At 72.4% G+C, this 23,242-nt stretch carries 22 protein-coding genes; 13 read left to right on the top strand and 9 right to left on the bottom strand.

Going from position 1 to position 23,242, the window contains the following annotated elements; all coding sequences use genetic code 11:
* The first annotated feature begins 2 nt into the window (after positions 1–2).
* A complete protein-coding gene (locus O7624_RS13300; protein ID WP_282240219.1) occupies positions 3–755 on the top strand; it encodes a TIGR03089 family protein in 753 nt (250 codons plus the stop codon).
* A 99-nt stretch (positions 756–854) separates the two neighbouring features.
* Here O7624_RS13300 and O7624_RS13295 read toward each other — a convergent pair whose 3' ends face one another.
* Entirely contained in the window at positions 855–2,534 is a 1,680-nt protein-coding gene (locus O7624_RS13295; protein WP_210937468.1) for a DNA repair helicase XPB, read from the bottom strand.
* Between the two features lie 480 nt (positions 2,535–3,014).
* On the opposite strand from O7624_RS13295, the gene O7624_RS13290 reads away from it, so the two are divergent.
* A complete protein-coding gene (locus O7624_RS13290; protein ID WP_093404117.1) occupies positions 3,015–3,254 on the top strand; it encodes a hypothetical protein in 240 nt (79 codons plus the stop codon).
* 3 nt (positions 3,255–3,257) lie between these two features.
* On the opposite strand, the gene O7624_RS13285 is transcribed toward O7624_RS13290, so the two are convergent.
* The gene (locus O7624_RS13285; RefSeq protein WP_282240218.1) at positions 3,258–5,726 is read right to left on the bottom strand and encodes a helicase-associated domain-containing protein; all 2,469 of its coding nucleotides are present in this window, start codon (positions 5,724–5,726) and stop codon (positions 3,258–3,260) included.
* An 83-nt stretch (positions 5,727–5,809) separates the two neighbouring features.
* Between O7624_RS13285 and O7624_RS13280 the strand changes: the two genes are divergently transcribed.
* Together O7624_RS13280 and O7624_RS13275 are read left to right on the top strand one after the other, a co-directional pair.
* Complete coding sequence (locus O7624_RS13280) at positions 5,810–6,433, top strand: HAD hydrolase-like protein (protein ID WP_093404120.1); 624 nt, start codon at positions 5,810–5,812, stop codon at positions 6,431–6,433.
* Positions 6,434–6,461: 28 nt separating this feature from the next.
* Complete coding sequence (locus tag O7624_RS13275; RefSeq protein WP_093404122.1) at positions 6,462–6,848, top strand: cold shock domain-containing protein; 387 nt, start codon at positions 6,462–6,464, stop codon at positions 6,846–6,848.
* Here O7624_RS13275 and O7624_RS13270 read toward each other — a convergent pair.
* The 3 genes from O7624_RS13270 to O7624_RS13260 all read right to left on the bottom strand — a co-directional run bounded on the left by O7624_RS13270 (position 6,809) and on the right by O7624_RS13260 (position 10,071).
* On the bottom strand, positions 6,809–7,657 hold the full coding sequence (locus O7624_RS13270) for a 1,4-dihydroxy-6-naphthoate synthase (RefSeq protein WP_282240217.1): 849 nt from the start codon (positions 7,655–7,657) through the stop codon (positions 6,809–6,811). The genes O7624_RS13275 and O7624_RS13270 overlap by 40 nt on opposite strands.
* Positions 7,658–7,810: 153 nt before the next feature.
* Positions 7,811–8,461, bottom strand: a complete 651-nt coding sequence (locus O7624_RS13265) for a futalosine hydrolase (RefSeq protein ID WP_282240216.1) — start codon at positions 8,459–8,461, stop codon at positions 7,811–7,813.
* Entirely contained in the window at positions 8,458–10,071 is a 1,614-nt protein-coding gene (locus O7624_RS13260) for an MFS transporter (RefSeq protein ID WP_093404216.1), read from the bottom strand. Before O7624_RS13260 ends, O7624_RS13265 begins: the two co-directional genes overlap by 4 nt.
* Positions 10,072–10,158: 87 nt before the next feature.
* Here O7624_RS13260 and O7624_RS13255 point away from each other — a divergent pair, with 87 nt between their 5' ends.
* The gene (locus O7624_RS13255; protein WP_282240215.1) at positions 10,159–10,995 is read left to right on the top strand and encodes a DUF3027 domain-containing protein; all 837 of its coding nucleotides are present in this window, start codon (positions 10,159–10,161) and stop codon (positions 10,993–10,995) included.
* Between the two features lie 21 nt (positions 10,996–11,016).
* Here the strand turns inward: O7624_RS13255 and O7624_RS13250 are convergent, their stop codons facing one another.
* Positions 11,017–11,217 carry a DUF2530 domain-containing protein gene (locus O7624_RS13250; RefSeq protein WP_232511232.1) on the bottom strand — a complete coding sequence of 67 codons (201 nt, stop codon included), beginning with the start codon at positions 11,215–11,217 and terminating at the stop codon, positions 11,017–11,019.
* A gap of 131 nt (positions 11,218–11,348) precedes the next feature.
* On the opposite strand from O7624_RS13250, the gene O7624_RS13245 reads away from it, so the two are divergent.
* The 5 genes from O7624_RS13245 to thpR all read left to right on the top strand — a co-directional run bounded on the left by O7624_RS13245 (position 11,349) and on the right by thpR (position 16,005).
* Positions 11,349–12,827, top strand: coding sequence for an NCS2 family permease (locus O7624_RS13245; RefSeq protein ID WP_093404218.1), 1,479 nt, complete (start codon positions 11,349–11,351; stop codon positions 12,825–12,827).
* 132 nt (positions 12,828–12,959) lie between these two features.
* On the top strand, positions 12,960–13,409 hold the full coding sequence (locus O7624_RS13240; protein ID WP_170863417.1) for a MarR family transcriptional regulator: 450 nt from the start codon (positions 12,960–12,962) through the stop codon (positions 13,407–13,409).
* An 81-nt stretch (positions 13,410–13,490) separates the two neighbouring features.
* Positions 13,491–14,768 (top strand): MFS transporter, encoded by a 1,278-nt coding sequence (locus tag O7624_RS13235; protein ID WP_282240214.1) that lies wholly within the window; start codon positions 13,491–13,493, stop codon positions 14,766–14,768.
* 116 nt (positions 14,769–14,884) lie between these two features.
* Positions 14,885–15,391: a hypothetical protein gene (locus O7624_RS13230; protein WP_282240213.1), complete on the top strand. Its 507-nt coding sequence runs from the start codon at positions 14,885–14,887 to the stop codon at positions 15,389–15,391.
* Between the two features lie 17 nt (positions 15,392–15,408).
* Positions 15,409–16,005, top strand: coding sequence for an RNA 2',3'-cyclic phosphodiesterase (thpR, locus tag O7624_RS13225; protein WP_282240212.1), 597 nt, complete (start codon positions 15,409–15,411; stop codon positions 16,003–16,005).
* A gap of 43 nt (positions 16,006–16,048) precedes the next feature.
* Here the strand turns inward: thpR and sepH are convergent, their stop codons facing one another.
* The 3 genes from sepH to O7624_RS13210 all read right to left on the bottom strand — a co-directional run bounded on the left by sepH (position 16,049) and on the right by O7624_RS13210 (position 20,026).
* Complete coding sequence (gene sepH / locus O7624_RS13220; protein ID WP_282240211.1) at positions 16,049–17,131, bottom strand: septation protein SepH; 1,083 nt, start codon at positions 17,129–17,131, stop codon at positions 16,049–16,051.
* Positions 17,132–17,428: 297 nt separating this feature from the next.
* Positions 17,429–18,556: a phosphoserine transaminase gene (gene serC, locus O7624_RS13215; protein ID WP_282240210.1), complete on the bottom strand. Its 1,128-nt coding sequence runs from the start codon at positions 18,554–18,556 to the stop codon at positions 17,429–17,431.
* Between the two features lie 363 nt (positions 18,557–18,919).
* Positions 18,920–20,026 carry a citrate synthase 2 gene (locus O7624_RS13210; protein WP_093404137.1) on the bottom strand — a complete coding sequence of 369 codons (1,107 nt, stop codon included), beginning with the start codon at positions 20,024–20,026 and terminating at the stop codon, positions 18,920–18,922.
* Positions 20,027–20,280: 254 nt separating this feature from the next.
* On the opposite strand from O7624_RS13210, the gene pdxH reads away from it, so the two are divergent.
* Genes pdxH through O7624_RS13195 form a run of 3 tightly spaced genes read left to right on the top strand, consistent with a single transcriptional unit; the run spans position 20,281 to position 23,211 of the window.
* Positions 20,281–20,934 carry a pyridoxamine 5'-phosphate oxidase gene (gene pdxH / locus O7624_RS13205; protein WP_282240209.1) on the top strand — a complete coding sequence of 218 codons (654 nt, stop codon included), beginning with the start codon at positions 20,281–20,283 and terminating at the stop codon, positions 20,932–20,934.
* Positions 20,931–22,271, top strand: a complete 1,341-nt coding sequence (locus O7624_RS13200; protein ID WP_282240208.1) for an MFS transporter — start codon at positions 20,931–20,933, stop codon at positions 22,269–22,271. Before pdxH ends, O7624_RS13200 begins: the two co-directional genes overlap by 4 nt.
* A 10-nt stretch (positions 22,272–22,281) precedes the next feature.
* Complete coding sequence (locus O7624_RS13195; RefSeq protein ID WP_093404139.1) at positions 22,282–23,211, top strand: aldose 1-epimerase family protein; 930 nt, start codon at positions 22,282–22,284, stop codon at positions 23,209–23,211.
* The last annotated feature ends 31 nt before the right edge of the window (positions 23,212–23,242 follow it).

The following is a 23,242-nucleotide window of genomic DNA, read 5'->3' as shown; positions in this document are numbered from 1 at the left end:
GTATGCGCGCTGCCCTTCCCGTACCGTCCGCCGCCGGTCTCGCCGACCGGGACGGGCCACTGCTCAGCCACCTCGATCACCGGACCGGTGCGCGTCACGACATGACCGCCGCTGAGCTGGGCGAATGGTCGGCGCGGGCCGCCGGCCTGCTGCGGGACGGCTGCGGCCTGATCCCCGGCAGCCGGGTGGCGGTGCTGCTGCCGCCGCACTGGCGTACCGCCGCCGTGCTGTTGGGGGCCTGGGCGGTGGGGCTTGAGGTGTCGTTCCGGCCGCGCGCCACCGCCGGGCTGCCGGTGCTGGAGCCGGGCGGCGACCGGCCGTACGACGCGGTCCTGGTGACCCCGGAGCGCCTGGACGACTGGCTGGAGGACGTACCGGACGGGCTGCACCGCTACCTCGTCGGCACCGGACCGCAGCCGTTGGTCGACGTACCGGTCGGCTGGCTCGACTGGTCCGTGGAGGTGCTGCGGCACGGCGTCGCCCCGACCGGCCGGCCCGTGCTGCACGCGAACGACGCGGCCAGCCCGGACGGCACCAGCTACGCCGAGTGGGGTTCGATCGCCAGGGCGGTGGCCGAGCAACTCGACCTGCGGGTCGGTGACCGGCTGCTGGTCGACGTCGCCGAGCACGACCAGCCGCTCAAGTGGCTGCTCGCCCCGCTGGCGGCCGGTGCCTCGGTGCTGCTCTGCGCCAACCTCGACCCGTCCCGCCGGGACACGCTCATCGCCGCCGAGCAGGTCACCCGCGTGCTCTGAGGGACGACTCCGATGCGGCAACATCCCTGTTGCTGCTTGTCTGCCCCGAGGTGAGGCAGCAACAACAGGGATGTTGCACGGATCTTGCCGGCGATCCGGTCAGTCGACGGTGGGGAGGGGCGGGCCGAGAACGTCGTCGGCGTCGACGATGGTGTACGCGTACCCCTGCTCGGCGAGGAAGCGCTGCCGGTGGGCGGCGTACTCGGTGTCGATGGTGTCCCGGGAGACCACCGAGTAGAAGTGCGCCTGCCGGCCATCGGCCTTCGGGCGCAGCACCCGCCCCAACCGTTGCGCCTCCTCCTGCCGGGAGCCGAACGTGCCGGACACCTGGATCGCCACCGCCGCCTCGGGCAGGTCGATGGAGAAGTTCCCCACCTTGGAGATCACCAGAGTGCGGATCTCCCCGGTGCGGAACGCGTCGAAGAGACGCTCGCGCTCCTTGTTCGTGGTGGAGCCCTGCACGATCGGGGCGTCGAGATATTCGCCCAGCTGGTGCAGCTGGTCGATGTACGCGCCGATGACAAGCGTCTGCTCGCCCGGGTGCCGGTCGAGCAGGGCGCGTACCACCGGCAGCTTGGTGCGGGCGGTGGCCGCCATCCGGTAGCGCTCCTCCGCCTCCGCCGTCGCGTACGCCATCCGCTCGGCGTCGGTCAGGGTGACCCGGACCTCGACACACTCGGCGGGGGCGATCCAGCCCTGCGACTCGATGTCCTTCCAGGGCGCGTCGTACCGCTTCGGGCCGATCAGGCTGAACACGTCGCCCTCACGGCCGTCCTCGCGTACCAGGGTGGCGGTCAGGCCCAGCCGGCGGCGGGCCTGGAGGTCCGCGGTGAAGCGGAAGATCGGCGCGGGCAGCAGGTGCACCTCGTCGTAGACGACCAGGCCCCAGTCCCGGGCACCGAACAGGTCCAGGTGGGTGAAGGCGCCGCCGCGCCGCGAGGTGAGCACCTGGTACGTGGCGATGGTGACCGGGCGGATCTCCTTGCGCTCGCCCGAGTACTCGCCGATCTCCTCCTCGGTCAGCGAGGTGCGGGCGATCAGCTCCCGCTTCCACTGCCGGCCGGCCACCGTGTTGGTGACCAGGATCAGCGTGGTGGCCTTCGCCTCCGCCATCGCCGCCGCACCCACAAGCGTCTTACCGGCGCCGCAGGGCAGCACCACCACACCCGACCCGCCGGCCCAGAACGCCTCGACCGCCTCCCGCTGGTACGACCGCAGCGTCCACGCCTTACCACCGTCCTTGCCGGCCTCGGCCAGCTCGATCGGGTGCGCCTCGCCGTCGACGTACCCGGCGAGGTCCTCCGCCGGCCAGCCGAGCTTGAGCAGAGCCTGCTTGAGCCGCCCCCGCTCGGAGGGGTGCACCGCGATGGTGTCGTCGTCGATGCGGTTGCCGAGCATCCCGGCGAGCTTCTTGCTCTTGGCCACCTCGACCAGGACCACCCGGTCCAGGGCGCGCAGGACGAGGCCGTGCGCCGGATCGTTGGCGAGCTGGAGCCGTCCGTACCGGTCCATCGTCTCGGCCACGTCCACCAGCAGCGCGTGTGGCACCGGGTACCGCGAATACTTGATCAACGCGTCCACCACGCCCTCGGCGTCGTGGCCGGCGGCGCGGGCGTTCCACAACCCGAGCGGCGTCAACCGGTACGTGTGCACGTGCTCGGGCGAGCGTTCCAACTCGGCGAAAGGCGCGATGGCCATCCGGCAGGACTGTGCGTCGGGATGGTCGATCTCCAACAGGAGGGTCTTGTCCGACTGCACGATAAGTGGTCCACCACTCACGCCGAATCCTCTCGTCCGTACGGCTGATCCGGCCGCCGGAGCAGGTGGCTGACCTGCCACCGGGCGACCATCCAGTGTTGCACGTGCAGGCGGGCGGCGAGAAAGTGCTCATCCTGCGCAACCCTGCCGGTACTTCGGTGCGTCTAGCAGTAGGGGACGAGTTGTCGAGGTCGGCGGCCCGATGGGTCGCGAAACGGGCCACCGTACGCCCTCGCGGTCGTCATGCCGGTCGGTGCCGGTGCGCAGCGCGTTCGATCCACGGCCGGACGGGCCAGGAAAGCGGGGGCCGTTCCCGTCGCAGTGGAAGCCAACGGGGGCGAGCGGCGCGCCCGGGGCCGTACCGGCGCCCCACCCCACCGTTGCGCCGCCGGTACCGCCCGGATACGGACAGAGTCGGATCGGTACCCGATGGTGCTGGCCGACAGCCGTCAAGGGTGACACCCTTGACGTTCCAGGGCCGGACCGTACGGGGGAGGGCAGATGACCGTTGACCAGGAAGTTGTCCCTGAGCGCGAGCAGGCAGAGCCGTCCGAACCCGTCTCCACCGCCACCGTGGTCGCGTACGCGATCGTCGGTGTCGTCCTGTTCGGCTGGTTCCTGTTCGGCTGGCTGGTGCTCCAGCAGGGCTTCGTCGACTCGGTCGGCGAGGCGGCCGGCACCGGGTTCACCCTGCTCCTGATCGTGGCGATCGTCGGGTCGGTGCGGCGCAGTCGCCGCTGAACCTCACTTCTCCAGCACCGCCGCGGTGATCCGGTGCAGGGCGAAGGTGTGCAGCATCTCGGTGCGCTCGTCCTCGGCACGCAGGTAGCCCGCGCCGAGCGAGACGGGCCGCACCAGCCGGGACGCGGTTGCCCCGTGCGCGTCGACGTAGCCGACCCAGACCAGCGCCTTGTCGCGTACCGCCTGTTGGAGCACGGCCAGGGCGTCGTGGTGACTGTGCGCGGGAACCGGCCCGTCCGACGTCGCGCCGCGCACCACCGCCGGAGCCCGGCGGGCCGCCCGCGCCACCGCGTCACCCCGCCGGATCTGCTCCACCACGCCGAGCAGGCGCGGCAGTGGCAGGCGTGGGGTGGCGAGCGGGTCGAGCGCCCGGGTCGCCACCGACACCCTGGCCGGTGCCCGTCGGGTCTTCGGTCGGGTCAGCACCGTCGACCCGGTGGCATCCTCGGCCACCGGGGCGTAGCCGGCCTCCCGGAGCACGCTGAGCAGCCGGCCGCCCTGGTACGGCGTCACCAGCACGGTCGGCGCGAGGCGGCGTAGCGCCAGCGCCTCCACCCGCCGGTCGGCAAGCACCTCGGCCAGCAGCGCCTCGTCGTCGCTGCGCAGGTACGCCCCGGCGGAGCCGATGCGCAGCCCGCCGTGCTTGCGGGCCACATCGTCGACCAGGTACGTCAACCCCTGCGGCACCGGCGTGCGGGACCGGCGACGAAACAGGTCGTGCAGGTCGTCCGCGGAGTAGCCGGCATCCAACGCCCGCCGCACACTGCCGGTGGTGATCCGGTGCACGCTCGCCCCACCTGCCGACTCCGGCTCGGCGACCACCTCAAGCTCGGCGGCGAGCGCCGGCTCCGGCGGCCCGGGCACCACCACGCTCAGGTCGGCCTGGACGAGGAAGTGGTCCACCGGAGCGGGCAGCAGCGTGTCCAGGACCCGGATCGCGCTGCCACCGTCCTCGGCGTCGGCCCGCAGCCCCAGCGGGTCGTCCGTGGCGTCGTCCTCGCTCGCCGTCGCCTCGGCCAGCAGCAGCCGCCCGTACGAGGTGAGCGCCCCCAGCCCGGTCACGCCCAGCGTGGCCGCCTCGGCCAGGACCTCCCGATGCGCGTTCTCCCGGCCACGGCTGCGTCGGGGCGCCCGCCAGTCCAACAGCGCCAACACCTCCTCGGCACTGGGCGCGGCCGCCGGTTCCAGGTCCGCGAGTACGCCGAGTACCGCCCGCCGGGCGGCCGGGGCGCCGGCCCGTTCCGCCTCCGCCGACAGCACCGTGATCGGCCGGTCCCGGTCGTCGCGCTGCCCGACCAGCCCGACCTGTCGGGTCATGGTCAGCCAGGCCCGGGCCAGTTGCTCCCAGCGCTGAGCCAGCGAACCGGCACGCCACATCTCGTACCCGGCGGTGGGTAGCACCTGCTGGTCGGCGCCGTACCGACCGGCGGCACCGGGCAGCTCCATCTCACCGGTCAGGCCGGCCGCGTACGCCACCTCCAGCAGCAGTGCGGCCGTGGACTCGTCCGACCCGGTGGCCCGCGCCAGCCGGCGTAGGTCACGTACCCCGATGCCGCCGGACCGCAGCACCGGCGCCGGTTCGGCGGCCAACTGCTCCAGCAGCGCCTCGGTGTGGCGTACCACCTCCATGGTCTGCCCGGCCCCGGCGGAGTCGGCAGCCTTCGGCTCGCGCGGCGTCGCGGCCACCCGGGGTGGACTGCTGCTCAACGGGCCCAGCGGACCGGTCTCGCGGCGCAGCAGCAGCCCGATCTCCCGGGGCAGCTCGACCATGCCGGTGGTGCCACCCTTGCCGCCGGAGACCCGCACCAGCAGCCGGTGGTCGACCAGCCAACGCACCGGTGACCCGGTCGGCGCCCCGCCGTTCGTGTCGTCCGGCGGCAGGTCGTCGTCCGCGCCGACCGCTGGTGCCTGCAACGCCCCGGGCGGCACGCTGCCGACCGGTGGGCCGGCGGCCAGCCGGTCCAGGATCGCCCGGGCCGACGGCGGCGCGGACAGCAGCGTCCGCCGCAGCTTCGCCGGGTCCGCGCAGAGCGCGGCCGTGCGCGGGTCCAGCTCCGTCGCCGGCCGGCCGAGCCCCGCAGGGTACGGAGAGATCTCGTCGATGCCTCCGACGAGGTGCAGGGCGTTGTCGGGGCCGTACAGCAGGAACCGGGCTCGCAGCCGGTCGACGGCGGCCCGGACGGCGGTCGGGGCGGGCGGGTTGGGGCCGGTGGTGGCCAGGGCCAGAACCCCGTCGACCGAGGTGGTGCCGTCGGCCGGGTCACGGGTCAACCGGGCGGCGTCCATGATCTGAAGCGTGAACTGGTCCAGCCCGTCGAGCGCGCGCGACACCGAGACGCGGGACTGTGCCCGGATGGCGAGGGCGGCCACGTCGGCGGGGACCGGCACGACGAGGTCGGGCCGGAGCTGGAGAAGCGCGGCGAGGGACTCGTCGGGCAGCGACCGCAGGTGGTCGGCGAGTGAGGTGCTCATCGTCGTTCCACGCTAGCCCGGTCGGGGCCACTCCCGCCCATCGGACGACCCGGCCGGTCCGGCTGGCCGGGTAGCTTTCCAGGATGCCCCCGTTGACCGTTGGCTTCGACCTCGACATGACCCTCGTCGACTCGCGTCCCGGTATCGCCGCGACCTATCGCGCACTCACCGAGCGGACCGGCGTACCCGTCGACGCCGACGTCGCCGTGTCCCGGCTCGGCCCGCCGCTGCGTACCGAGATTGCCCACTGGTTCCCGCCGGAGCAGGTCGAGGAGGCGGTGACCGTCTACCGCGAGCTGTACCCGGCGTACGCGATCACACCGACCGTGCCGCTGCCCGGCGCGGTGGCGGCCCTCGCCGCGGTCCGCGACCGGGGCGGCCGGGTGCTGGTGGTCACTTCCAAGATCGGCCGGCTGGCCCGGCTGCACCTGGACCATCTTGGGCTGGTCGTGGACGAGCTGGCCGGTGACCTGTTCGCCGAGGAGAAGGCGACCGCGTTGCGGGCGCACGGGGCGACCCACTACGTCGGCGACCACGTGGCGGACATGGTGGCCGCCGCTGCGGCCGGGGTGCCCGGGATCGCGGTGGCCACCGGCCCGTGTACCCCCGACGAGCTGCGTGCCGCCGGGGCGGCGGCGGTGCTTGCGGATCTCACCGGATTCCCGGCGGCGCTCGACGGGATGATCCGGCTAGCCTTGAGGCAGTAGACGGTTCAAGCGAAGCAGAGGTTCTCAGGTGCCTACGGGTCGAGTGAAGTGGTACGACGCGGCCAAGGGATACGGGTTCGTCACCAGTGACGAGGGTGGCGACGTGTTCCTGCCGAAGGGCGCGCTACCGGCGGGGGTCACCGATCTCAAGGGCGGCCAGCGGGTCGACTTCAGCGTGGTGGACAGCCGGCGGGGTGCGCAGGCGATGGGGGTGAAGCTGCTGGACGCGCCGCCGTCCGTGGCGGAACTGCGCCGACGCCCCGCCGAGGAACTGCACGGCCTGGTCGAAGACATGATCAAGGTGCTGGAGGCGAAGGTTCAACCTGACCTGCGCCGGGGCCGCTTCCCGGATCGCAGGACCGCGCAGAAGATCGCTCAGCTGGTCCACGCGGTCGCCCGCGAGCTGGAGGTCTGAGGCACGAGCCCGGCGTCGGCGGCCCGGCCGAGCAGCGCCTCGACGGCAGCGAACCCCGCCTCACCGAGGTCTGCGGTGAACTCGTTGACGTAGAGGCCGATGTGCCGGTCCACCACGTCGGGCTCCATCTCCTGGGCGTGCGCCAGCACGTACCCCCGGCTGGCCGCCGGATCGGCCCAGGCTCGCTGGACGGAGTCCCGGATCCAGCCGGCGGCCTGCTGCGGGTCGACCACGCCCCGCCGGGCCAGGATGGCGCCGAGCGGGATCGGCAGCCCGGTGTCCGACTCCCACCACTCGCCCAGGTCGACCAGGGCGGTGAGGCCGTGTCGGGGATAGGTGAACCGGGCCTCGTGGATCACCAGGCCGGCGTCGTACCGGCCGGCGGCCACGCCCGGCATGATCTCGTGGAACGGCACCACCTCGATGCGTCGCGGCGTCCGTCCGGCCGCCCAGAGCCGGAACAGCAGGTACGCCGTGGTCCGGTCACCCGGCACCGCCACGGTGGCACCGGTGAGATCGTCGCGCTCCGGTCCGCCGCCGTGGTCGGTGCGGGTGAGCACCAGCGGGCCACATCCCCGGCCCAACGCACCCCCACAGGGCAGCAGGTGGTAGTCCTCCAGCAGCCACGGCATCGCCGCGTAACTCACCTTCACCAGGTCGAACGCGCCCCGCTCGGCGGCCGTGTTGGTGACGTCCACGTCGGCGTACGTCACCTCGACCGGCGGCGCGCCGGGCACCTGCCCGTGCACCAGCGCGTGGAAGACGAATGTGTCGTTGGGACAGGGCGAGATCGCCAGCGAGAGCGCCACACCCCCACCGTAACCCCGTCGACCCGACCCGCTGCCAGCGCGGCAGCGCCCCCACCCAAGATCCGGGGCAACATCCCGGATCTTGCTGCCTGAACTCGGCCCGAATCAGCAACATCGCCGAAGTTGCGCGGATCTTGGGATGGGGTTGACGCGTCAGCGTAGGGCGGAGGCGGCGGCGGTGAGGGCGGTGAGGGCGTCGCGCATGCGCCACGCGTCGCGGTCGCGGGGGCCGATCGGGTTCGAGATGGCACGCAGCTCGACGAAGGGCACGCCGGCCTGGCTGGCGGCGACCGCCACGCCGTACCCCTCCATGGCCTCGGCCACCGCCTCCGGGTGACGCCGGACCAGTTCCTCGGTGCTGGCGGTGGTGCCGGTAACGGTGCTGACGGTCAGCACCGGCCCCACGGTCGCGGCCGGCAGCGCGGCCCGCAGGCCGGCGAGCAGTGCCGGGTCGGCGTCGAGGGCCGTGCCGCCGCCGAGCAGTTCGGCCGGCATGCCGAGTTCGTCGATCGGAATGAAGCCGTCGGGTGACTCCGCGCCCAGGTCGGCGGCGACGGCCCGGGTGCCGAGCACGGTGTCGCCGACCGCGACCCGGTCGGCGAAGCCGCCAGCAACCCCCGCGCTGACCACTGCCCGGTACGGGCGGCCGGCCATCTCGGCGAGCGCCAGCAACCGGGCCGTCGCCGCACCGGCGACCGCCGGGCCCACCCCGACCGGCAGCACCGCCACGGTCGGGTCGGCGAGGCCGGACTGGATCGCTTCCGCCTCGGCGGGAACCGCGGTCACCACGAGCAGACCGCTCACGTGAGCGACCCCGGTGAGCTGCGCCGCGTCTCGTCGTCGCCACCACCGGAACCGGTGATCGTCGAGGACGGGCGATAGATGTGGAAGCCCGGCGGTGCCATCCCCGGCTCCTCGGGACCACGTCCACCCTGGAACGGGGCGGGGGACGTGGGGGTGGACTCACGCTCCGCCTCGGTGGTGCGCTCCGACTCGGCCTGCTTCTCAGCGGCCAACTCGTCGTCGGTCAGCGGCCGTCCGTGCAGCTTCTCGGCCCGGAGCCGCCGGGCCATCACCAGGCCCCGGGCGGCGGCGAGGGCACCGACACCGGCGGCGACGGCGATGCCGATCCGGCCGTCAAAGGGTACGAGCCCCAGCCCGCCACCGGCGACGAAGGCGAGCATCAGCACCGTCTCGGAATGGGCGAAGGAACTGGCCCGCAGCCGTTCCGGGATGCGTTCCTGGATCGAGGCGTCCACGGCCAGCTTGGCGATGCCGCTCATCATCGCCGTGACCACGCAGAGCAGGGCGACCATCGGCAGCGAGAAGCTGAGCACGGTGAGCACGCCGACCCCGGCGACGATCACCATGCCGCTGGACTGGAGGGCGGCCGGGCGGTGGATGCGCAACCGGGTACCGATCGCGGTGGCCAGGAAGGTGCCGACGGCCAGTGCGCCGCCGACCAGGCCGAGTGATCCCTCGTCCCCCAGATCACGCCCGAACACCACGGTGGTCAGGTCGCCCGCCTTGATGGTGAAGGCCAGGAAGAGCAGCAGGAAACCGTAGACCGCGCGCAGCGTGGCCGCGCCGATCAGGGTCGAGATCACCAGTCGTCCAGCGGGTCTGCCCCGGCCCAGTGGTCGTTCGTCCGTGCCTCGACGCAGCGCCCGCAGTGGTCGCGGTACCCGTTCCGGCGGTTCGGAGTCCGCCTTCGGCGGCAGCCGGAGGGCGATCACCATGCCGACCAGGAAGATCACTGATGCGACCCGTAACGGCCACTGCGGTCCGAACCAGAACGCGGCCAGGCCGATCGGGGCGACAAGCGCACCCGCGACCGTGCCGTAGACGCTGGCCCGGGCACCGACCTGGGACAGTCCGAGCCCTTCCGGCAGCAGCCGGGGTACGGCCGCCGAACGCGCCACCCCGTACGCCCGGGAGAGCGCCAGCACGCCGAAGGCCGCCGGATAGAGCCCGAAGCCGTGGATGTAGTCGGAGATCAACCAGGCCAGGAACGCCCGGCCCAACATGGTCGTGGCCAGGGCGTAGCGACGGCCGTGCCGGAAGTGGTCGAGCAGTGGCCCGACCACGGGTGCGAGCATCGCGAAGGGCACCATGGTCACCAGCAGGTAGAGCGCGACCTTGCTCCGTGCCTCGCCGAGCGGCACGTTGAAGAAGATCGTCCCGGCCAGCCCGATGGCGATCAGCGTGTCACCGGCACAGGAGATCGCGTGCAGGTCGAACAGACGGACCATGCCGGTCTCCCCGCCGGCACCCCGGGCCCGGGCCCGCGCGGCGCTGCGGGTCACCCAGCGGCTGCTGGACAGGGAGCCGCGCAGCATCAGCCGGGTGGCGCGGATGCCGGTGCCGACGGTCCGCCCCAGGAGGGACCGCTCAGAGCGGGAGAACAGCGGCATGGCACCCATCCTGACCCATCGGCCCGGGCAATGCTGCGCCACCGCCGGAGAACACCTCTGGGGAGTGCCTCACGGCTCACCCACCCGATGGGGAACAATGGTCGGGTGACCAGGCCCGCTTCCGCCCGTGCCGCCCGCCTTGACCAGGTCTGCGCCGCTGCCGTCGAGGTGGCGCGCGCCGGCATCACCGAGGTGGGCCCCGACGACGTCGGCGACCACCTCCAGGTCGTCGCCGAGGGAGATCGGCTCGTCACGCACTACTTCGAGTGCCGGCTGGCCGGCTATCGCGGCTGGCGGTGGGCGGTAACCGTGACCCGGGTGCCGCGCAGCCGTACGGTGACGATCTGTGAGACGGTCCTGCTGCCCGGGCCGGACGCGCTGCTCGCCCCCGGCTGGTTGCCGTGGCAGGAGCGACTGAAGCCCGGCGACCTCGGCCCCGGCGACCTGCTGCCGACCCCGTCGGACGACGAGCGGCTCCAGCCCGGCTATCTCCTCTCCGACGACCCGGCGGTCGAGGAGACCGTCTGGGAGCTGGGGCTGGGCCGGCCCCGGGTGATGTCACGGGAGGGGCGGATCGAGACGGCCCAACGCTGGTATGACGGCGATCACGGCCCCTCGGCGCCGATCTCCGCCTCCGCACCCGCCGCCGCCCGCTGCGGCACCTGCGGCTTCTACCTGCCACTCGCGGGCAGGCTGCGGCAGTGCTTCGGTGTCTGCGGCAACTTCTACGCGCCGGACGACGGCCGGGTGGTAAGCGCCGACCACGGCTGCGGTGCCCACTCGGAGACACTTGTCGAGGCCGACACGGCGGTCGACGAGATGCCCACCGTCTACGACGACAGCGCGGTGGAGCCGATGGCGGTCAGCCGTGCCGCCGGGTCCGTGGAGAGCGGCGAGCCGGCGGAGCCGTACGGGCACTCCTGACCGTGGTCGGCGCCCGTCGGGTCAACCTGCGGCGCGACGGCGACGGCGGTTGGCGTCGTGCCGCATCATCACCGCCAGACCGGGGAAGCCCCACAGGAATCCGGCGAGGCAGATCCAGAGCCAGTTCTCGTGGCCACCGGCGACCAGCCGGTCGCGGAAGAGCAGCAGCACCAGCCCGGCGACGGCCCAGGCCGCCATCCCGGCGAGGGCGAACGGCACCATCGGCGGGTCGAGCGGCTCGGGACGGGGTGGCGGGGTGGGCACCCGGCCAGCGTACGTGACGCCGCTTTCCGACAGGCCGGCCATCTGCGACGATGCGCGCGACAACCCGATGATCCGCTGTGAGGTTCCTGATGGCAGTAGCGCCGCCCGACAACGGCACCCCACCCGGTTCGAGCCAGCCGCGCAACGGCTTCGACCGGTACTTCGAGATTTCGGCCCGCGGCTCGACGCTCACCCGCGAGGTACGCGGCGGCCTGGCCACCTTCTTCACCATGGCGTACATAGTGGTGCTCAACCCGCTCATCCTCGGCAGCGCCGTCGATGGTGACAACCAGACCCTGCCGATCCCAGCGATCGCGGCGGCCACCGCCCTGGTCGCTGGTCTGATGACCATCCTGATGGGCGTGGTCGGCCGCTTCCCGCTGGCGGTGGCTGCCGGGCTCGGCGTCAACGCCCTGGTGGCGTACGAGATCGCGCCCGAGATGACCTGGGCCGACGCGATGGGCCTGGTGGTGATCGAGGGTCTGATCATCGCGGTGTTGGTGCTGACCGGGCTGCGGACGGCGGTGTTCCGCTCGGTGCCGACCCAGATGAAGACGGCGATCGGTGTCGGCATCGGTCTGTTCCTCACCATCATCGGCCTGGTGGACGCCGGCTTCGTCCGGCGGATTCCGGACGATGCCAACACCACCGTCCCGGTCGGTCTCGGCATCGGCGGCAAGCTCGTCAGCTGGCCGATGCTGGTCTTCGTGGTCGGCCTGCTGGTGACCCTGGTGCTGGTGGTACGCCGGGTCAAGGGCGCCATCCTGGTCGGCATCCTCGCCTCCACGGCGCTGGCCATGGTGGTGGAGGCGGTGGGCAACATCGGCCCCTCCTTCGTCGACGGTGTGCCGAACCCGAAGGGCTGGTCGCTCAACGTTCCGACGCTGCCGAGCAACCCGTTCGACGTTCCGGATCTCTCCCTGCTCGGTCAGTTCAACGTGCTGGACTCGTGGGGGCGGGCCGGTTGGCTGGTCGTGCTGATGTTCATCTTCACCCTGCTCATCACCGACTTCTTCGACACGATGGGCACCATGGTGGCCGTCGGTCAGGAGGGCGGCATGCTCGACGAGCAGGGCACCCCGCCGCGCACCAGGGAGATCCTGCTGGTCGACTCGATCGCGGCGGCCAGCGGTGGTGCGGCAAGCGTCTCCAGCAACACGTCGTACATCGAGAGTGCCGCCGGTGTCGCGGAGGGTGCCCGGACCGGAGTGGCCAACCTGGTCACCGGCGTGCTCTTTCTGCTGGCCATGTTCCTGGCGCCGCTGGTGGTGGTCGTCCCGTTCGAGGCGGCGTCCGTCGCGCTGGTGGTGGTCGGTTTCCTGATGATGACGGCGGTACGCACGATCGACTGGTCCGACTACGAGATCGCCATCCCGGCCTTCCTCACCATCGTGTTGATGCCGTTCACCTACTCGATCTCGAACGGGATCGGGGCCGGCCTGATCGTGTACGTGGTGATCAAGCTGGCCAAGGGCAAGTCCCGGGAAATCCACCCGCTGCTGTACGCGGTGGCAGCGCTGTTCGTGGTGTACTTCCTGCGCGGCCCGATCGAGGCGCTGCTCTTCTGACAGCCGCCCGGGCCGGGGGTGTGTGATCCGTCTGACGTGATCCGCACCCCCGGCCCGGAGCAGGAGATACGTCGGGGTGAGCATGGTCATATCCGCTGCGGCCCGGTCGGCTAATTAGTTAGGCTAACTATCGTGACGGAGCGGACGGTGACGGCTCAGAGCATGCCACCGGCGCAGCTGGCCCTTCAGCTGCGTGATGCGATCACCCGGTTGAACCGGCGGGTCCGCCAGGCCCGGCCGGTTGGTGACCTCACGGTCACCCAACTGTCCGCGCTCACCAGTCTTCGGCTGGCGGGCGCGCTCACGCCGCGGGAACTCGCCGACGTCGAACGGGTGCAGCCACCGACGATGACCAAGATCGTCGCGAAGCTGGAGGAGCGTGGCCTCGTGCAGCGGACCCCGCACCCGACCGACGGCCGGCAGGTCATCCTCGCGACGACCGAGGGGGGCCGGGCCGTGCTCGACCAGTTCGAGCGGGTCCGGGACGAATGGCTGGCCCGCCGGCTGGCCGAGCTGAGTGACCCCGACCGGGAGACCCTGCACCGGGCTGCGGAGATCCTTCAGCGAATCTCCCGCGCCTGACGCCGCGCACACCGGGTGTGCGCCCCGCGCCGTGCCGTCCGTCGTTGACGACGCGTACGACCGCGAGGAGGCGCACCAAGAGTGCAGGCAAGGCTGAGCACGATGTTCCAGTCCCTACAGGTCCGCAACTACCGGCTCTTCGCATTCGGGCAACTGGTCAAGCTGATCGGTGTCTGGATGATGTTCATCGCCCAGGACTGGCTGGTCCTCGAGCTTTCCGGCGACTCTGCCACCGCGCTCGGCGTGGTCGTCGCCCTCCAGTTCACCCCGGTGCTGCTGCTCACGCTGCTCTCCGGCCGGCTCGCCGACCGGTACGACAAGCGGATGCTCCTTTTCATCGCCAACGCGTTCTGGACCGTGCTGTCGCTGGCCATGAGCGTGCTGGTGCTCACCGATCTGGTTCAGCTCTGGCACGTCTTCGTCTTCGCCGCCCTGCTCGGTGTGGCCAACGCGATGGAGACCCCGGTACGACAGGCGTTCGTCTCCGAACTGGTCGGCACGGCGCTGCTGCCCAACGCGCTCTCGCTCAACGCGGCCGTGTTCAACTCGGCCCGGATCGTCGGCCCGGCCGTGGCCGGCCTGGCCATCGCCCTCTTCGACGTCGGGCCGGTTTTCCTCGTCACCGCGCTCAGCTCGATCGCGCCGCTGGTCACGGTGATCCGGATGCGCCCGACCGAACTGCACCGCGACCCGCTGCCACCGCGCGACGAGCGGGCCGCCGCGACCGTGCTCGACGGGCTGCGCTACGTCGCCCGCCGTCCCGATCTGCTGCTACCGATGGTGGTGATGTCGGTGATCGGGATGTCGCTGTTCAACTTCCAGCTGACGCTGGCGGCCCTGGCCAAAACCGTCTTCAACACCGGGGCGGCCTCGTTCGGCCTGTTCAGCACCACGCTTGCGGTCGGCGCGCTGATCGGCGCGCTGGCCGGGACCGGGCGGCGGAGCCGCCCCTCGGTGTGGCTGGTCCTGGGTGCCGCGATCGGCTGCGCCACCTTCGGCACGCTCGTCGGGCTGGCCCCGGCGTACTGGATGGTGGTCGCGTTGCTGCCACCGACCGGCTTCTTCATGGTCTATTTCGCCCAGGCGGCGAACCAGCGGGTGCAACTCGGCACCGACGCCGCCTTCCGTGGACGGGTGATGGCGCTGTGGGTGCTTGTGTTCCTCGGCACCAACCCGGTCGGCGCGCCGATCATCGGCTGGGTCGCGGAGACCTTCGGCGCCGGTGCCAGCATCTGGGCCGGTGGCCTGCTCTCGCTGACCACCGCGCTGCTGGCGCTGGCCTGGCAGCTGCGCCGGGCGGGTGCTCGACTGCGGTTCCGCATCCTGCCGCTGCCCCGCTTCTACGTCACCGAGATGTGAGCACGGGTCGGTCGGCGGGTCGGCTCACCGTCGCGCCAGCCTGCCGCACCACCCACCTGGCCCCGGAATGCGGAAAATCGCTTACGTGACGCTATGCAGCGGCATAGCTTCGATGGGTGGAGGTCCTACGCATAGTGCTCCTGGCCGTGGCGCTGGCCGCCGTGGTCTTCGTGCCGGTGCTGATCGCGCTGGCCGTCTGCACCGACGAGATCGTCGACCGGCTGACCTGTCGGTACAGCGAGTGGCGGCAGCGGCGCCGCGACCGGTGCCTGGTAGCCCGGCTGAACGAGGCCGCCGACGCGGGTGCGGTCGCCGACCGGGTCGACCTCGACGCGCTCGACCGGGCGGAGCGGCGGCCGCTGGAGCAGATCGCCGCCGACCTGCGGTGTCTGCGTCGGGATCGGGCCGGCGGCAGCAGACCGGTCGTGTGGCACCGCGACGTGCTCCACGCGTACGACGATCGGCTTCGGTTGGCCTGCCAGGCGCTGGGCATCACCGAGCATCTCGCCGAGTTGTCCGGTCTGGACCGGCAGCTCGAACGGGTACGCGTCGAGGCCGAGTTGGACGCCGCCGGCCTACGCCTGCCCGCCGCCCGCCCCGAGCAGCCCGAGCGGAACCACTGACTGCCATCCTGTGACAGGTGCGACTCTTCACTGCGATCTACCCGCCGGCCGATGCCGTTGCGCACCTGACCGCGCAGGTGACCGGGCTGCGGCTGGCGGCGGCCTCGGCTGCCGGCACGAACGTCCGGCTGGTCGACCCGACCAGGGCTCATCTCACCCTCGCCTTCCTCGGCGAGGTCGACCCGGCCCGGTTGGACGATGTGCGGCAGGTTCTCGGTGACGCCGTCGGCGATGCGCGCGGCGGTGCCGCGGTGGGCGAAGGGCGGGGCGGTCCGCCCGTACTGCGGCTGGGCGGCGGTGGCCGGTTCGGCTGGGGCCGCGGCACCGTGCTCTGGGTCGACGTACGCGGCGAGGTCACCCGCCTGGGGGCCCTCGCCGGTGCCGTGCGCGTCGCCTTGGCCACGGCGGGGTTACCCGGCGACGAGAGACCTTTCCGACCACACCTGACCATTGCGCGCCCGGGAGACCGGCTGCCGCACGCCGACATTGAGGCGGACCTGGCCACGCTCGACGCCTACCTCGGGCCGCCCTGGGCCGCCGACGAGCTGGTGCTGGTGCACAGCCGGCCCGGACCCCCGGCGAGCTACCACCGGCTCGCCGCCTGGCCCCTCTGAATCCACAAGGGGCGGCGGCGTGGGCGGGCGCGGGGCCCGCGGGTCAGGATGACTCGCGGGCCGCCGGGCCGCTGCCGAAGAGAACGTCGTCCCAGCTGGGGAGACGCTTGCGCGGCTTGCCGCCGGCCTCGCCGGACTCGGTGCCACCAGCGGCCGGCGCGTTCGTCCGGCGGGGCCGCAGCACCGCCAACGAGGGCACCGCCGGGACCTCCTTTGGTGCGTCCGCGTCGTCGTCGAAGGCCGAGCCCTGACCGCCGCCGAGCAGCGCCGCAGCGCCCCCCGCGACCGCCCGCTGGCGCTGGGCGTCCGGGCCGCCGGCAAGAGCGGCCGGTGAGCGCGGTTCGAGACCACGGCCCGAAGTCGCGCCGAGGGGCCGGTCGAGGGAGGCGAGCAGGGCGTCGCGGCCGGCTCGGATCGGGTCACGCCCCGAGCGCCCCGGCTCGGCAGGCGACGGCAACCCGTGCCCCCCGCGGCTCGGCTCGCCGCGCGAGGGGCCGGGCAGGGCGTGGCCGCCCCGCTCCGGTGCGGGTTCCTGGCCGAGGATCGGCGTCGGACGCTCGGCGCAGAGATATTGCGCCATGTCGTCGTGCGGGGCGACCGACTGCCGGGTCTTGTCCAGATCCCAGACCGCCTGGGCGGTGGCCTTGCCGGACGGCCAGGTCGCGACGATCCGCCAGGTGCCGTCGTCGCGCCGCCACGCGTCCCAGGAGATCTTCTCGGTGTCGATCCCGTGCTGCGCGAGCCGGCCGTTGACCACCTCAGCCAGCGGCGTCGGCTTTTCGGCACCCTTGAGCCGGGTACGCCGGGCGTGCTGGGCGAGCATCGCGCGCTCCTGGAGCACCGGCCCGGCGTAGCGGAGCACCCGGTCGACCGGGACACCGGCGATCCGGGCGACGTCCTCAGCGGACTCACCGGAGCGGATCCGGGCCTGGATGTCCCGAGGAGACAGCGAGGGCACCGGGTCGGCGGCGGCCGGTGCCACCGCGAGCGTGGGCGTACCCGGCTCGGCGTGCAGCGCTCCGGCGATACGCTCGTCCAACGGCAGGGCGAGCAGTCGCCCGACCTCGTCGGCGAGCACCAGGGCCTGGCCGTCCTCGGAGAGGGCGACGAAGCGTACTGGGCGCATCGCGTTGCCTCCGTCCCGCTTCGCTGGCCGTACGCCACGAGCCGGCCACCCGGGGCGTTGCGCTCCACGGTACGCCCATCCGTGCCCCGGTGGGAGACGCCACGCCCGGGTAAGCGGCGGATCCGCCTGCTCCGCCACTGTGTGGCGGGTCAGCTGTCGGTGGCCGACAGTGGCGTGGTAGACGGTCCGAAGTGGTGCGGGATCGGCTGACTGCCGGACGTCGACCGTGGCGTCGTACGGTGCGGGCCCGGCGCCCCGAACGGGGGTGCCGGGCCCGTGGTATGGCCGGTCGGGCGGTTACAGCCGCTCGACGACGTAGTCGATCGACGCGGTCAGCGCCTCGACATCGGTCGGCTCGACCGCCGGGAAGAGCGCGACCCGCAGCTGATTGCGACCCAGCTTCCGGTACGGCTCGGTGTCGACGATGCCGTTGGCGCGCAGCACCTTGGCGATCGCCCCGGCATCCACCCCGTCCGCGAAGTCGATGGTGGCGACCACGTTGGAGCGCAGCGCCGGGTCGGTGACGAACGGCGTGGCGACGGAGGAGCGCTCGGCCCAGCCGTAGACGACCGAGGCGCTCTCGGCGGTGCGCTTGGCCGCCCAGGCCAGACCGCCCTGGGAGTTCATCCAGTCGGTCTGCTCGGCGGCGAGGAAGATGGTCGCCAGCGCCGGGGTGTTGTACGTCTGCTCCAGCCGCGAGTTGTCGATCGCGGTGACCAGGTCGAGGAACGCCGGAATGTACCGCCCCGAGGCCTTGATCTCGGCGGCCCGCTCCAGCGCGGCCGGCGACATCAGGGCCAGCCAGAGCCCACCGTCCGAGCCGAAGCACTTCTGGGGGGCGAAGTAGTACACGTCGGTCTCGCCCACGTTGACCTCGAGCCCGCCGGCGCCGGAGGTGGCGTCGACCAGCAGCAGCGAGCCCGGGTCCGCATCGGCCACCCGGCCGATCGGCACCGCGACGCCGGTCGAGGTCTCGTTGTGCGGGGTGGCGTACACGTCCACGCCCGCCTCGGCGGCCAGGGCCGGGGCGCTGCCCGCGTCGGATTTGCGGACCGTCGGCTCACCGAGGAAGGGCGCGTCCTTGACGGCCTTGGCGAACTTGGCGCCGAACTCGCCGAAGCTGGCGAACTGGGCCCGGTCCCGGATCAGGCCGAACGTGGCGACCTCCCAGAAGGCGGTGGTGCCACCGTTGCCGATGATCACCTCGTAGCCCTCGGGGAGGGAGAAGAACTGGGCGATGCCGGAGCGCAGCCGGGCCACCTGGTCGCGGACGGTCTTCTGCCGGTGCGAGGTGCCCAGGTAGCTCGTGGCCACCTCGGCGAGCGCGGAGACCGCGGCCGGACGGACCTTGGACGGCCCGCAGCCGAATCGGCCGTCGGCGGGCTTGATCTCGTCGGGTATCCGGATGGTCGGTGCGTCAGCCACGGTCTTGAAGATCCTTCCGAATGGGCGGGTCGGGCCTGGTCCACGCCGATGCGGATCGAGGACGCCATGCGTACCCCGCACGGCTCGGTCGGAGGATCCGGGCCCCGGTCCGGCGACACTGCCGATCCTTATCCTCGCACCAGAGCCACCCCGACCGGCCGCTGGTCCCACGACCGGGCGTGAGTCCTGCACCACATCGCCCGCTCCCGCCGCCAGCACCGAACGAACCGCGAGGACACGTCGGCGCCCCACTGTCCGTGCTGATGCTGGGCCGGATACGGCGGCGCGGAGACCCCCGGCTGGTCGGCCGGGGTCTCCGCGCTCCGACAGTGTGGGCCCTTCCGCTGCCTCAGGCGGTACGACTCAGACGTCGTGGGGTACGGCGTCCCAGCCGTCGACCTCGTGCGGCTTGCGGGTGCCCGGGCCCACGTAGCGGGCCGAGGGACGGACCAGTCGCTGGAGCTTCTTCTGCTCCAGGATGTGGGCGCTCCAACCGCCCATCCGGGCACAGGTGAACATCGAGGTGAACATGTGTGCCGGCACCTCGGCGAAGTCGAGCACCACGGCGGACCAGAACTCGACGTTGGTGGCGAGCACCCGATCCGGTCGGCGGGCCTGCAACTCGGCGAGGGCGGCCTTCTCCAGGGCCTCGGCGACCTCGAAGCGCGGGGCGCCCAGTTCCCTGGCGGTGCGGCGGAGCACTCGGGCGCGCGGATCCTCGGCCCGGTAGACCCGGTGACCGAAGCCCATCAGCCGCTCACCCCGGTCGAGCACGCCCTTGACGTAGCCCTCCGCGTCACCGCTGCGCTCGACCGCCTCCAGCATGGTCAGCACCCGCGACGGCGCGCCGCCGTGCAGCGGGCCGGAGAGCGCGCCGATGCCCGAGGAGATGCAGGCGGCGGCGTCCGCGCCGGTGGAGGCGACGATCCGGGCGGTGAAGGTGGAGGCGTTCAGGCCGTGCTCGGCAGCCGAGATGAAGTACGCGTCGACGGCCTTGACGTGCCTCGGGTCGGGCTCGCCGCGCCACCGCTTCATGAAGCGCTCGACGACCGTCTCCGCCTTGTCGATCTCCTTCTGCGGAACCGCCGGCAGGCCGAGGCCGCGAGCGGACTGGGCGACGAAGGAGAGGGCGGTGACCGACACCCGAGCCAGGTCCTCGCGGGCCTGCTCGTCGGAGATGTCCAGCAGCTGCTGCAAGCCCCAGTACGGAGCGAGCATGGCGACGGCGGACTGCACGTCGACCCGGATGTCGCCGGAGTGCACCGGCACCGGGAATGGCTCGGCCGGCGGCAGGCCCGGGCCGAAGCGGCCGTCGACCAGCAGCGCCCAGACGTTGCCGAAGGAAACCTGGCCGATCAGGTCCTCGATGTCGACCCCGCGATAGCGCAGCGCACCGCCCTCGCGGTCGGGCTCGGCGATCTCGGTTTCAAAGGCTACGACGCCCTCAAGTCCGGGTTTGAAATCGGCCATCTCACTGCTCCTGGTGTGTGGTCGGTGCGCCCGCCCGGGCTCGGTGTCCCGGCCCCGGCCGGGTGAGCGCCTTAGGCGACCCTCAGGGATGTGTTCGTGACATCTTGCCTGCTGGTGGCCGGGTGCGCGAGACGCTGTCGATGTGCTGCTGGCGACATCCCGCTTGCCGGGCCCCTTCCGGCACGGATAAGACTGGGCCGGACGGGCTGGTCGGCGGGCGCGTACCGGCCCGACGGGGGAGGAGCGGGAACGTGATGGGGGACACACCGGTGCCAGCTGGGATGCGGCACGAGTACGCCGCCGATTCCGGCCTGATGGAGAGCGAACTGGCCGCCGACTGGCACACCCAGTTCGACAGGTGGTTCGCCGACGCGGTCGCCGCTGAACTGCCCGAGCCGAACGCCATGGTGCTCGGCACCGCCGACGCCGCCGGGCGGCCGAGCGCGCGGACGGTGCTGCTCAAGGGGTACGACCCGGAGGGTTTCGTGCTGTTCACCAACTACGGCTCCCGTAAGGGCGCCGAGGTGGCCGCCAACCCGTACGCCAGTCTGCTCTTTCCCTGGTTTCCGATGCAGCGGCAGGTGATCGTCACCGGACCGGTGGAACGGGTCGACCGGGCGGAGACGGAGGCGTACTTCGCCAGCCGGCCGCGCGGCTCGCAACTCGGCGCCTGGGCCAGCGCCCAGTCGTCGGTGCTGCCGGAACGGGCCGCCCTCGACGACGCCTACCGGGCCGCGGCCGAGCGCTTCGCCGACGTGGACCCGATCCCCGCTCCGCCGCACTGGGGCGGGTTGCGGGTACGTCCCGACTCGGTGGAGTTCTGGCAGGGCCGGGCCAGCCGGCTGCACGACCGGCTGCGGTTCCGGCGTACCGGCGCGGACTGGGTCGTGGAGCGGCTGGCACCGTGACCGTCAGCAGCACCGACCGGCCGCGCGAGCAGCGCCGCTGGGCGATCGATCTGCGCCCGCTGCGGGTACCGGCGTACCGGCGGCTCTGGGTCGGCAACGCCATCGCGATGTTCGGTTTCCAGTTCACCGCCGTCGCGGTGCCGGTGGAGATGTACGCGCTGACCGAGGACTCCCTCTGGGTCGGTCTGCTCGGCGTCGCCGCCTTCGTACCGCTGCTGGTCTTCGGGCTCTGGGGCGGGGCGGTCGCCGACGCCATCGACCGGCGGCGGGTGCTGCTGGGCGGCTCGGTCCTGCTCTGGGTCGCCGTGCTGGGACTGCTGATCCAGGCGCTGCTGGGGGTCGGCAGCCCGGTTCTCCTGCTGGCCCTTGTCGCATTGAGTTCGGTGGCGTTCGCGATCTCCGGGCCGGCCCGTGGGGCGCTCGTGGCCCGGCTGGTCCCGACCGAGCTGGTGCCGGCGGCCACCACCTTGAACTTCACCACCGCCATGGCCACCGCGGTCCTCGGGCCGCTGGCCGCCGGCCTGATCCTGGCGATCTGGGACCTCGGGGTGGCACTGCCGGTCGCGTACGCCGTGGACGCGACGCTGCTCGCCGCCCTGGTCTGGGCGGCGCTACGGCTGCCAGCCATGCCGCCGGAACCCGATCCGGACGGCAGGCCCCGGCAGGCGGGGCTGCGCAGCATCGTCGACGGGGTGCGGTACCTGGCCGGTAGCCCGGTGCTGCTGCTCTCCTTCGCCATCGACCTCATCGCGATGGTGTTCGCCTTCCCGCGAGCGCTCTTTCCCGAGGTGGCGACCGAACGGTTCGGTGGTGGCGCGGCGGTGGGCTGGCTCTACAGCTCCATCGCGATCGGCTCACTGCTCGCCGGCCTGGTCTCGGGTTGGATCGGCCAGGTTCGCCGGCAGGGTCTGGTGCTGGTGCTCGCCGTGGTGGGCTGGGGCGTCGCGGTGGCGTTGGCCGGACTGGCCGGCCAGCTCTGGCTGGTGGTCGTACTGCTGGTGCTGGCCGGCGCTGCCGACCTGGTCAGCTCGGTGGTACGGCAGTCGATGTTGTTGATCTACGCGCCGGATCGGATGCGTGGCCGGCTCCAAGGCGTCAACACCGTCGTGGTGGCCGGCGGTCCGCGCCTGGGCGACCTGCGGGCCGGTGCCATGGCGGCCGGGTTCGGCAGCGGGGTGGCCTGGATCGGTGGCGGTGTCGCGGCGGCGGTGCTCGCGGTGCTGCTCGCCGTGGCCTTCCCGGCGCTGACCCGCTACCGGCCGCCGACCGGAGCGGCTGGACGCGAGCACGACGAGGGCCGTGGACCGCGGCGAGCGAACGACGGCGTCGGCGGCTAGGGTCTGGCGAATGGACAGCCGCGATCCGCTTCCCCTGTCGGGAGCGCAGTGGAGCATCTCAGCCGCCGGCCACGAGGCGGTAATCGTCGAGCTGGGCGGCGGACTCCGCGCCTACCGCCAGGACGGGGTCGAGCATCTCGACGGGTACGCCACCGACGAGATGTGCCCGGGCTCGGCGGGGCAGGTGCTGGCACCCTGGCCGAACCGGATCCGCGACGGCGTCTACACCTTCGGCGGGCAGTCGAGACAGCTGAATCTGACCGAGCCGGAGCGGCACAACGCCATCCACGGCCTGGTGAACTGGGCATCGTGGCACCTGATCGAGCAGCGGCCGGACGAGGTCACGGTCGGCTACGACCTGCTGCCGCAGCCCGGTTACCCGTGGCCGCTGCGGCTGCGTACCAGGTGGGTCGTGGGCGCCGACGGGCTGCGCGCCGAGCACGACGTCACGAACGTCGGCACCGAGGCGGTGCCCTTCGGCTTCTCCGTGCACCCGTACCTGCAACTGCCGGGGGTGTCGGTGGAGGACATCGCACTGCGCGTACCCGGCCGGTCCCGGCTGCTGCTGGACGGTCGGCTGCTGCCGGTCGGCGCGGCCGCGGTGGCCGGTACCGAGTACGACTACACCGAGCCGCGTCGCATCGGTGAGGCCGTCCTGGATCTCGCCTTCGGGCAGGTGAACCGGGACGCCGACGGCGGCTCCTCGGTGACGCTGACCGGGCCGGACGCCTCGACCGGGCTACGGATCTGGGCCGACGACCAGTTCGGCTGGTGGCAGGTCTACACCGGTGACACGCTGACCGGCGAGCGGTTCCGCCGGTCGGTGGCGGTGGAGCCGATGACCTGCCCGCCGGACGCGTTCCGCTCCGGCCGGGATCTCATCACTCTGGCGCCGGGCGACACCTGGCGCGGGAGTTGGGGCATTCGGCCCGGTGGCTGAGCGTCCGGTCGCGGACCGGGCGGGCACGTGA

It is taken from the genome of Verrucosispora sp. WMMD1129, from assembly GCF_029581255.1.
Taxonomy (GTDB): Bacteria; Actinomycetota; Actinomycetes; order Mycobacteriales; family Micromonosporaceae; genus Micromonospora; species Micromonospora sediminimaris.
Note: the sequence above shows the minus strand (reverse complement) of the source record. Positions and strands in the feature narration are given on the sequence as shown.

Bases quoted from the DNA above. Each gene is read 5' to 3' on its own strand.
- O7624_RS13210 (WP_093404137.1), bottom strand. From the start codon at position 20,026: ATGGCCGATTTCAAACCCGGACTTGAGGGCGTCGTAGCCTTTGAAACC.
- O7624_RS13255 (WP_282240215.1), top strand. From the start codon at position 10,159: ATGGGGAACAATGGTCGGGTGACCAGGCCCGCTTCCGCCCGTGCCGCC.
- O7624_RS13260 (WP_093404216.1), bottom strand. From the start codon at position 10,071: ATGCCGCTGTTCTCCCGCTCTGAGCGGTCCCTCCTGGGGCGGACCGTC.
- O7624_RS13280 (WP_093404120.1), top strand. From the start codon at position 5,810: ATGCCCCCGTTGACCGTTGGCTTCGACCTCGACATGACCCTCGTCGAC.
- O7624_RS13290 (WP_093404117.1), top strand. From the start codon at position 3,015: ATGACCGTTGACCAGGAAGTTGTCCCTGAGCGCGAGCAGGCAGAGCCG.
- O7624_RS13285 (WP_282240218.1), bottom strand. From the start codon at position 5,726: ATGAGCACCTCACTCGCCGACCACCTGCGGTCGCTGCCCGACGAGTCC.
- O7624_RS13250 (WP_232511232.1), bottom strand. From the start codon at position 11,217: ATGGTGCCGTTCGCCCTCGCCGGGATGGCGGCCTGGGCCGTCGCCGGG.
- sepH (WP_282240211.1), bottom strand. From the start codon at position 17,131: ATGCGCCCAGTACGCTTCGTCGCCCTCTCCGAGGACGGCCAGGCCCTG.
- O7624_RS13245 (WP_093404218.1), top strand. From the start codon at position 11,349: ATGGCAGTAGCGCCGCCCGACAACGGCACCCCACCCGGTTCGAGCCAG.
- O7624_RS13300 (WP_282240219.1), top strand. From the start codon at position 3: ATGCGCGCTGCCCTTCCCGTACCGTCCGCCGCCGGTCTCGCCGACCGG.
- pdxH (WP_282240209.1), top strand. From the start codon at position 20,281: ATGGGGGACACACCGGTGCCAGCTGGGATGCGGCACGAGTACGCCGCC.
- O7624_RS13195 (WP_093404139.1), top strand. From the start codon at position 22,282: ATGGACAGCCGCGATCCGCTTCCCCTGTCGGGAGCGCAGTGGAGCATC.